Genomic DNA, 8,147 nt, shown 5'->3' with positions numbered 1-8,147 from the left:
AAGCTTTGAAGTACATGAGCTAGAGGCGAATGGCAAAATTTACTATGTGGCAGATCCCAAACGGCTTTTGATGGAAAGCTCTAATAAAATTGGTCAAGACGGCTACTACAAATCGTTCGAAACTTGTGTGCTCGGCGTAATCGGTTCTGAAGGTGGTTACGGACCTACTGGTAAGTACGAAAATGAAATTACAGTTAGCAAAATTTGTGTATAAAGGAAGGGTCTTATCCGTAATTTTACTTTTAAAATACATATAGGGTTTTTGATGAGGAAATTTGTCCTAGATTACCCAAAGGGAAGTTACCGCAAGCTTTTTATTGTGGCTTTAATCCTAAGTTTTGGTTTTTTCATACACTCTTTGATAGATAGGGATATACAGAACATTTTAATATGGCTAGGAGTATTTTTAGCAGCTTTGAAGCAAGTTGTCATACCTATAGATCTAGATCAAAAAATATCTTTATCGAAAAAAAGGCACTATATAAGTGACGATGATTTTATAAGTCATTACAACGGTAGCTCTATTATGCATAATAATAACAAGGATAAAACTTGGCATAAATGGATAATACTGGGTGATGATATTTCATCCCTTCTTTTTATTGCTGTAATACTGTATAGCCTATTTGGTTAACTGAATCATGCTTAGTAAGCCATAAAAAAAACTGTTAGAGAGTACTAATATGATGGAAGAATTAATACCTACTGCTTATTTCTTAGGTATATTACTTATTTTAAATGTTTTCAGTTTTTTATTTTATAAATATACCAATTTAGTCAAACCTAAACATCTGTATTGGTATTTCTTTGTACTCTCTATGGTCATCTCAACCATCATACGCCACTTATGGTTTTAGCTATCACCAGTCAATGACTGGCGATAGCTAAAATTGGACACTCCGATTAGTCTGTTTAAACGTGCTCAGCTTCTAACTTGGTTACTATATCCCTAAAAACTTCCTCAAAATGCTCGTTGTCAGTACATCGTTTGAATGCGTTACCATTCCAAAACCCTAAATGAAATGTGATTGTAAGTCGCTTTTTATCCGCAATTATCCGTCTTATTTCCGATAAGTTAATAATTTCATCGTCTACAACTATAAAACTTGGCATCTAAATCTCTTTCTGTGGTTTTTATTAATAATAGGTAGCTATAAATCTTACTTGCTCTATTTGGTTTCAGTATCAGAGTCGGGCAGGGATGTACGAATAATAAAGCGATAGATATCACAACATAGAGTCCAGAAAAACCAAAGCAATATAGCAGCACATGAACCCAAGCCGATAACAATAGTGCCTATTCTAATACCGCCATCCAGACCCCCATTCCAAATATGAGGTGCAATAGGTGGATCCATCGTTGCAACAAACGCCAAGAAGAACCCTAACATTACTATAAATCCTGTAATTGTAAGGCGTATCACTATTACTAATACATTATCAACCCACGTATCAGTTTTCTTATACTCTAAAAACTTAAACATGACCATCCTTTTTTTTGGCTACTTAACTCTCTATCTATTACATTAAGCTAAAGGCGCTAGGTGTGAGTGTGGATCGAGAAACGCTTTGGAATACTGAGCTATGCTGAGGAAACCGTATAAGTAAACTTAGTAAACTAACGACTCGATGAGGAGTTTGCCATGACTAAGAAAAAGCAAAGCTATAGTACGGAAGTTAAAGTATAGGTGAATCCTGGGGCGGTCTAGCTCTCTTTTATCACTCGATAAACGGTAGCTACCCCAACACCAACCGCCTTAGCAATCTCCTCTTTTGTCATATTATTTTGACTGGCCAATTCTCTAATACGATTGTGTTTCGTTGTATTAGGCTTCTTACCGGTGGGCTTATAGCCACTGTTAGCCAATCCCTGCTTGATACGCTCTCTACGCTTGTCATTATCCAGCTTTGCCATTGTTGCTAACAAGTCGATCAGCATATGGTTAATCACTGCTAGGATCTCACCTGTCATGCCCTTACTTACCGTATGTGTGGTTGGTAGATCGGCCACCACCAATCGCAAGCCCTTGTCTTTGATGCGCTGCTTTAGAATTGCAAAATCATCTTGAGATAGCCTGCTTAATCTGTCCACGCTTTCAACCAGCAGAATATCGCCTTGATCAGCGTCCTTTAATAGCTTAGCTAATACTGGCCTATCGAGCTTTGTACCACTGAAATGCTCAACGTACTCAACATGGTTATCATCATAGCTTTGGCTAAAGCTAATCAAGTCAGACAAGGCTCTCTTAGCGTCTTGATCCTTAGTGCTGGCTCTCACATAAATACGAACGGTCATAACGCCACCTCTATTACTTAGACTTAATAATTAATGTTCATTAATAATAGCCAGATATTACTATCATTTAACATTAGAAACAAGTCTAATGATAGACAAATTATCGTTTAGAGGTTTTATGTTTTAGGTATAGTGAAGTGATAGGGTGACGGAGCAGGCGGTAGTACTTTAATATTGGCCCGAACTCATATTACAACTTATGATCATTAATAAAATCAACCATCACTTGGGCGGTCCGCCCATCTCCTCCTAGGCATAAAAGCGCCCGCGTTCCTTATAGTTTCGTTGGCTTATTTGAGCTCTTTATTTTTGCGCTCAAGCGCTTTGATGACTGACCAAGAGGCATTATAGTTCGGTTAAGTTGTTCATGGAAGAAATCCTGTTTGCATAAGTTGGTCTTGGTAAACCTACTTTAGCAATTGTGAACTTCTTGTTTTTGTCTTTTTTGGCGCTCCCTTCTTCTGAACTGGGGTTACTTATTACTCAAAATTCTAAACAATTTGTTTTATGAGACAAAATTATTTGTTTCTGTTTTCCAATTATGTTCCAATCATAACCTTTTATCGGTGTTTTCATACACTTTAAGCGCATCAAAAGTACTTAATCTTGAAGGAGATAATCGGCTATGCAAGGAAGTAACTCGCCAAATGGCAATCCGCCACATAATAATTTTGATGCAGCAGAGCAAGACTCGCGCATGCAGCGGTTTTTAAAAGGAGTAGAGTGGCTCGGTAATTTACTACCGCATCCTGTTATTTTGTTTGTATGGATGTCAGTATTTTTACTGGTTCTTTCAGCAGTCCTGTCTTACTTTGGTATATCGGTAATCGATCCACGACCAGAGGGTGCAAGCGGCCGTAGCGCTGATGGAACTATTGAGGTCGTCAATTTATTAAACGGCGAGGGCTTAGCTCGTATTGTTGAAAACTTGGTGACCAACTTTACTGGTTTTGTGCCACTTGGTACGGTGCTGGTAGCACTACTTGGTGTTGGTATCGCTGAGCGCTCTGGAATGATATCAGCCGCACTACGTGGGCTAGTGTTAAACGCGCCAAAGAAAATGGTTACCTTTACTATTGTGTTCGCAGGTATTATGTCAAACACGGCCGCTGAGCTTGGTTATGTGGTTTTGATACCACTTGCTGCGGTCATATTTCACTCTCTTGGTCGACATCCATTAGCTGGTATCGCGGCGGCATTTGCTGGGGTATCTGGTGGCTATAGCGCTAATCTATTACTTGGCACAGTTGATCCTTTATTATCAGGGATTACTCAAGAAGCGGCACGTATCATCGATCCAGCTTACACTGTTGGAGCAGAAGCCAACTGGTACTTTATGATGGTGAGTACTTTTTTGATTAGTGGTTTGGGTTATCTTGTGACCGAGAAAATCGTCGAGCCAAGCCTTGGTAAGTACAATCCTACTGACGCCGATGATCCCTCAGTATTAGATACCAAAGCTGAACGCGTATCTGCTATTGAGAAAAAAGGACTTTTTTGGGCTGGTATTAGTATGCTGGTATTCTGCTTATTACTGGCTTGGACCGTGGTACCTGCTGACGGCATCCTGCGTAATGCTGAGACAGGTCTGTTGTCAAATTCGCCATTTTTAAAGGGCATCGTTGTCTTCATTTTTGTGTTCTTTGCCATACCCGGTTATATATATGGAAAGATTACTGGTAGCCTAAAAAACAACCAAGATGTAGTAGATGCGATGAGCCATGCGATGAGCTCGCTAAGTATTTATATCGTCTTAGTCTTTTTTGCCGCGCAGTTTACCGCCTTCTTTAATTGGTCAAACCTTGGTTCTGTAATGGCAGTATCTGGTGCAACTTTCCTAAACGATATTGGTTTAACAGGTCCTTTCTTATTGATCGGTTTTATCTTGATATGTGCGGTGGTTAACTTGATGCTTGGTTCGGCATCTGCGCAATGGGCCGTGACAGCACCAATATTTGTCCCCATGCTAATGCTAACTGGCTATGCGCCTGAGATGATACAGGCCGCATACCGTATTGGAGATTCGACGACTAATATCATTACCCCTATGATGAGCTATTTTGGTCTCATTATGGCAGTTGCTATTCGTTATAAGAGAAATACTGGTGTTGGCACACTTATGGCGATGATGTTACCTTATTCAATTGCGTTCTTAGTTGGTTGGATTATTTTATTTTGCGTCTGGGTGTTTGTATTTGGTCTGCCAGTAGGCCCTGGTGCAGAGACGTTTTATCCTGCTAGATAGTAGTGAATCGAAGGTTTGCTAAATGACCCCAGTTCGGGATAAGGGAGCGCCAAAAAAGAAGTCCACAATTGCTAAAGTAAATTTATCAAGACCAACTTATGCAAAAAGGACTTCTTATATGGACAACTTTTGCCAATCATTCAAGCCAGTGTTTGAAACCCACATCATCGCTAGTGGCCGGCGTCGATTGAGACCATGCTATAGATTCTTTTTAGCTTTTCTCTAACATCACGTTTTTAGTATTTCTATTACCCACGGTAGTTTGGATCACTGACATCAGTAGAATAAGTATTATCATCTGACAGCAGATCACGTGTGTCATGCTCAGCATTACTATAAGACTCATTTTGCTGATTATTTTCAGCCTCATGATTAGATGTTTGCATATTGACCGCAGAAGAATCTTTTCCCTCATCCAATCCCATATCACCTCCTAAACCTTCGATCATGCTTTTAAACAATTCCTTATCCGATTTTCTCGTTAAGAAATCTGGAAAATGAATCGCAAAGTACTCTCGAATCATCTGCTCACTCTCACCATCAGTTGCCAACACCTGACCCAAAAACGCACCCATTAAAATCTTCTGCTTGTTCAGGCGTTTCTCTAACTTTACTTGCTGAACCTTAGCTTGGCGTTTTAACTCTTCCAACCGTTGACGCTCTTTTAACTCATTAGAATCTTGATTATCAAAAATAGATACAGGCGCTTTATTATTAGATACTGACATCAGATTTATCCTTATCAATTAAATTTTACTTAGCATAGCAAGCACCTTACTATCGTTCAATCACTTGTGGTAAGCTTTAACACAATTACATCCTAAACCTTAGATAGCTTAGTTTATTATTTAATGGTGGCGTCTCCCTGACTAAGGGCGAAGTAACGACTCAAAATTCAATCTATCCACTTCGTTACTATCTTAATTTTGAATCCTTCTTCGTTGGGGAAACCCCAAACCCCGCACACCACAAAAAGCGGTGGTGTGCAAAAAGCAAAAATAGCAGGTGACTTTTTATGACAATGGTACACATTGCAACAAAGGCGATTTCTCGAAAAGCAGGGCAGTCGGCTGTGGCGTCGGCCGCCTATCGTGCTGGCGATGTGCTTGATGATGCCAAATATGGCAAGACCCATGACTATAGCAAAAAGTCTGGGGTGATGAGCAGCGATATCGTTTTACCGTTTTCATTAAAAGCGCTGGGTGTGAGTGTGGATAGAGAAACGCTTTGGAATACCGCTGAAGCGGCAGAGACACGTTCGGACAGTCGGGTGGCTCGTGAGTGGCTGATTAATTTGCCGTATGAGTTAGACGAGTATGATCGGCATCAGCTGGCCATAAACTTTGCCCAAAAGCTTTGTGACGATATGGATGTGATTGCGGATGTGTGTATCCATCGTCCGGTGATGAAGTTGCCATTTGATCCTAATGTGCCGCCAAGCTCTAAATATTTGCGTGAGGGTGAGGAAAACCCTGATCCCCGTAATTTTCACGCGCATATTTTAGTCACTACTCGAGCGCCTACCATTGGACTAAATAAAACCTTGGCGTTTGACCCAAAGCTTAAGACCCCGTTTGAGTGGTCCAATAAAAAACGTAAGGCGCATGATCTGCCGTCATCGATGCAGGAGATTAAGCGTATTCGTGAAATGTGGGTAGATACCGCCAATAAAGTGTTGGCGCAATATCATCTACCGCTGATGGATGCGCGCAGTTATAAGGATCAGGGGCTTGATCAGCAGCCCACCATTAAAATGGGAGTAGAGGCGACGGCCATGGAGCGCCGAGGCATCACGACCGAAAAAGGAGACACCAACCGCGCCATCAAAGCACGTAATAAATTGGTGGCTGACAACCATATCAAACAGGAGGCAGACAATGAGCGACGAATTAGCGCACTTAGAAACGGACTTGCTTGGGCAACTGAGAAAAACGCAAGACTACCTGGCAGCGTTGGAGACACAAAACAGCGAGCTGATTTTGCAAAACAACTCTCTGGAAGCTCAGAACCTCACATTACGTACTGCACAGAACAAAATAATAGAACGGCAATTCGAGTTGACGACACAAAACGATGCATTGAAGACACAAAATCAGGCGTTGCTTGGGCAGCTAAACGATGCGAAAACCTACCAAAGCGATGTGATGACACAAAACAAAGAATTAATGACACAAAACAAAGAATTAATGACACAAAACAAAGAATTAATGACACAAAACAAGCAATTGAGGGAATCACTGAAGCTATCGGAAAGTCAGATATTGAAATCAACAAAGCAACTGAGCGAAGTGCAAGACCAGCCCCCAGCCCCTTCGATGACGACGCACGACGAGCAAGAGCTGCTCGACTTGATCGACAAGAAGGACGTATTGATCGAGACACTCGAGCAAACCGTTTTGAAGATGAGAGAATCTTTGAGTATGCTGAACGTATGAAGCTGCACCTAGCGATGCGCTTGATACAACGTCATCGTGATGATATGGCTATCAGATGGGCGCAAGGAGAAACCGCGGCTGACGCCCCTGATAAATTTGATCAGCGTCAAGTGGCACTACTCAGCGAGTTTGCACAGCGCCATGGTATTGAGGACCACGATAAAGCCGTGGAATTTACCGCGCACTTACGCCAAGTGGCCAAACGTTTTGATTACACGCTGGTTGAAAACAACAAAGCCATTATCAAGCTGTTGCGTGATCCTAACGCTGAACGTGAGCAGTATCTAGCGCTTACCAAGCATTTTACAGACTTCAGAGACAACATCGATCAAAAACGAGCGGCATCTAATAGCAGTATCATCGACAAGTTGGGCGGTAGCGCAGGAGAGGTTGGCAGAATGACTCGGGACATCATCTCATCGTCTAGCTACATAGAAGGGTTAACGCATTACATCAATCAGGATAACCACCCAGCTGAAGCTAGAAAAGTTGCCAAAGAACATTTAGCAGATACCTTGGATAAAACCTGTCAGCAATTCAAACTTGCGTTGCGTGATGTTAACTCCTTACCAACAACCCAGCGTAAAACCTACTCAGAGGCCCTTAAAGCTACTTTAAAGACGTTTACTGAGCAATATGGCAAAGAGCTGTCTGAAAGCCAACACAAAGCCTTACAGGGTGGTTTAGAGTCCTATCATCATCAAGTGAGTAGAACTAATACACCTAGCCGAGGATTTAGCCCTTAATCTAATCCTTAAAAAAACGATTACTGAGGGATAAATTGCTTAGCCAAGCTATGTTGTTTAAGTGATGATTTTTCACTTATCCACAAAAAATTTTATCACCCGTTTCTTTAAAGGTTTTTATTTGATCCTGTTTACTCCTGTTTACTCCTGTTTAAGAGCCTTTTTTCGCCTTTATAATCAATAGCTTACAAAGAGAAAAAACAGTAAATGAGCAGAATAAACAGTAAATGAGCAGAAAAAACAGTAAATGAGCAGAATAAACAGTAAATGAGCAGAAAAAACAGTTGTATATTAACTACTGTTTATTTAACTGTTTTTAATGTTAATATAGCTTGAGTGTTTTTAAAAAAACAGTAAATGAGCAGAAAAAACAGTTGTATATTAACTACTGTTTATTTAACTGTTTTTAATGTTAATATAGCTTG

Annotated in this window: 7 protein-coding genes; 4 read left to right on the top strand and 3 right to left on the bottom strand. The window is 40.7% G+C overall.

What is annotated here, in order from left to right:
* Positions 1 to 214 (top strand): hypothetical protein (locus tag JMX13_RS13720; RefSeq protein WP_227686339.1); only part of this gene is annotated, 214 nt, incomplete at its 5' end.
* A 51-nt stretch (positions 215 to 265) separates the two neighbouring features.
* Positions 266 to 634 (top strand): hypothetical protein, encoded by a 369-nt coding sequence (locus JMX13_RS13280; RefSeq protein WP_201613284.1) that lies wholly within the window; start codon positions 266 to 268, stop codon positions 632 to 634.
* 535 nt (positions 635 to 1,169) lie between these two features.
* On the opposite strand, the gene JMX13_RS13275 is transcribed toward JMX13_RS13280, so the two are convergent.
* Together JMX13_RS13275 and JMX13_RS13270 are read right to left on the bottom strand one after the other, a co-directional pair.
* A complete protein-coding gene (locus tag JMX13_RS13275; RefSeq protein WP_201613283.1) occupies positions 1,170 to 1,484 on the bottom strand; it encodes a hypothetical protein in 315 nt (104 codons plus the stop codon).
* A gap of 221 nt (positions 1,485 to 1,705) precedes the next feature.
* A complete protein-coding gene (locus JMX13_RS13270) occupies positions 1,706 to 2,296 on the bottom strand; it encodes a recombinase family protein (protein ID WP_201613282.1) in 591 nt (196 codons plus the stop codon).
* Positions 2,297 to 2,921: 625 nt separating this feature from the next.
* Here JMX13_RS13270 and JMX13_RS13265 point away from each other — a divergent pair.
* Positions 2,922 to 4,541 carry an AbgT family transporter gene (locus JMX13_RS13265; RefSeq protein ID WP_201613280.1) on the top strand — a complete coding sequence of 540 codons (1,620 nt, stop codon included), beginning with the start codon at positions 2,922 to 2,924 and terminating at the stop codon, positions 4,539 to 4,541.
* Positions 4,542 to 4,789: 248 nt separating this feature from the next.
* On the opposite strand, the gene JMX13_RS13260 is transcribed toward JMX13_RS13265, so the two are convergent.
* On the bottom strand, positions 4,790 to 5,269 hold the full coding sequence (locus JMX13_RS13260) for a hypothetical protein (protein ID WP_201613278.1): 480 nt from the start codon (positions 5,267 to 5,269) through the stop codon (positions 4,790 to 4,792).
* A gap of 287 nt (positions 5,270 to 5,556) precedes the next feature.
* Between JMX13_RS13260 and JMX13_RS13255 the strand changes: the two genes are divergently transcribed.
* Positions 5,557 to 7,722, top strand: a complete 2,166-nt coding sequence (locus JMX13_RS13255) for a MobA/MobL family protein (RefSeq protein ID WP_201613276.1) — start codon at positions 5,557 to 5,559, stop codon at positions 7,720 to 7,722.
* Positions 7,723 to 8,147: the final 425 nt, after the last annotated feature.

This window comes from Psychrobacter immobilis, assembly GCF_904846285.1.
Taxonomy (GTDB): Bacteria; Pseudomonadota; Gammaproteobacteria; order Pseudomonadales; family Moraxellaceae; genus Psychrobacter; species Psychrobacter immobilis_D.
Note: the sequence above shows the minus strand (reverse complement) of the source record. Positions and strands in the feature narration are given on the sequence as shown.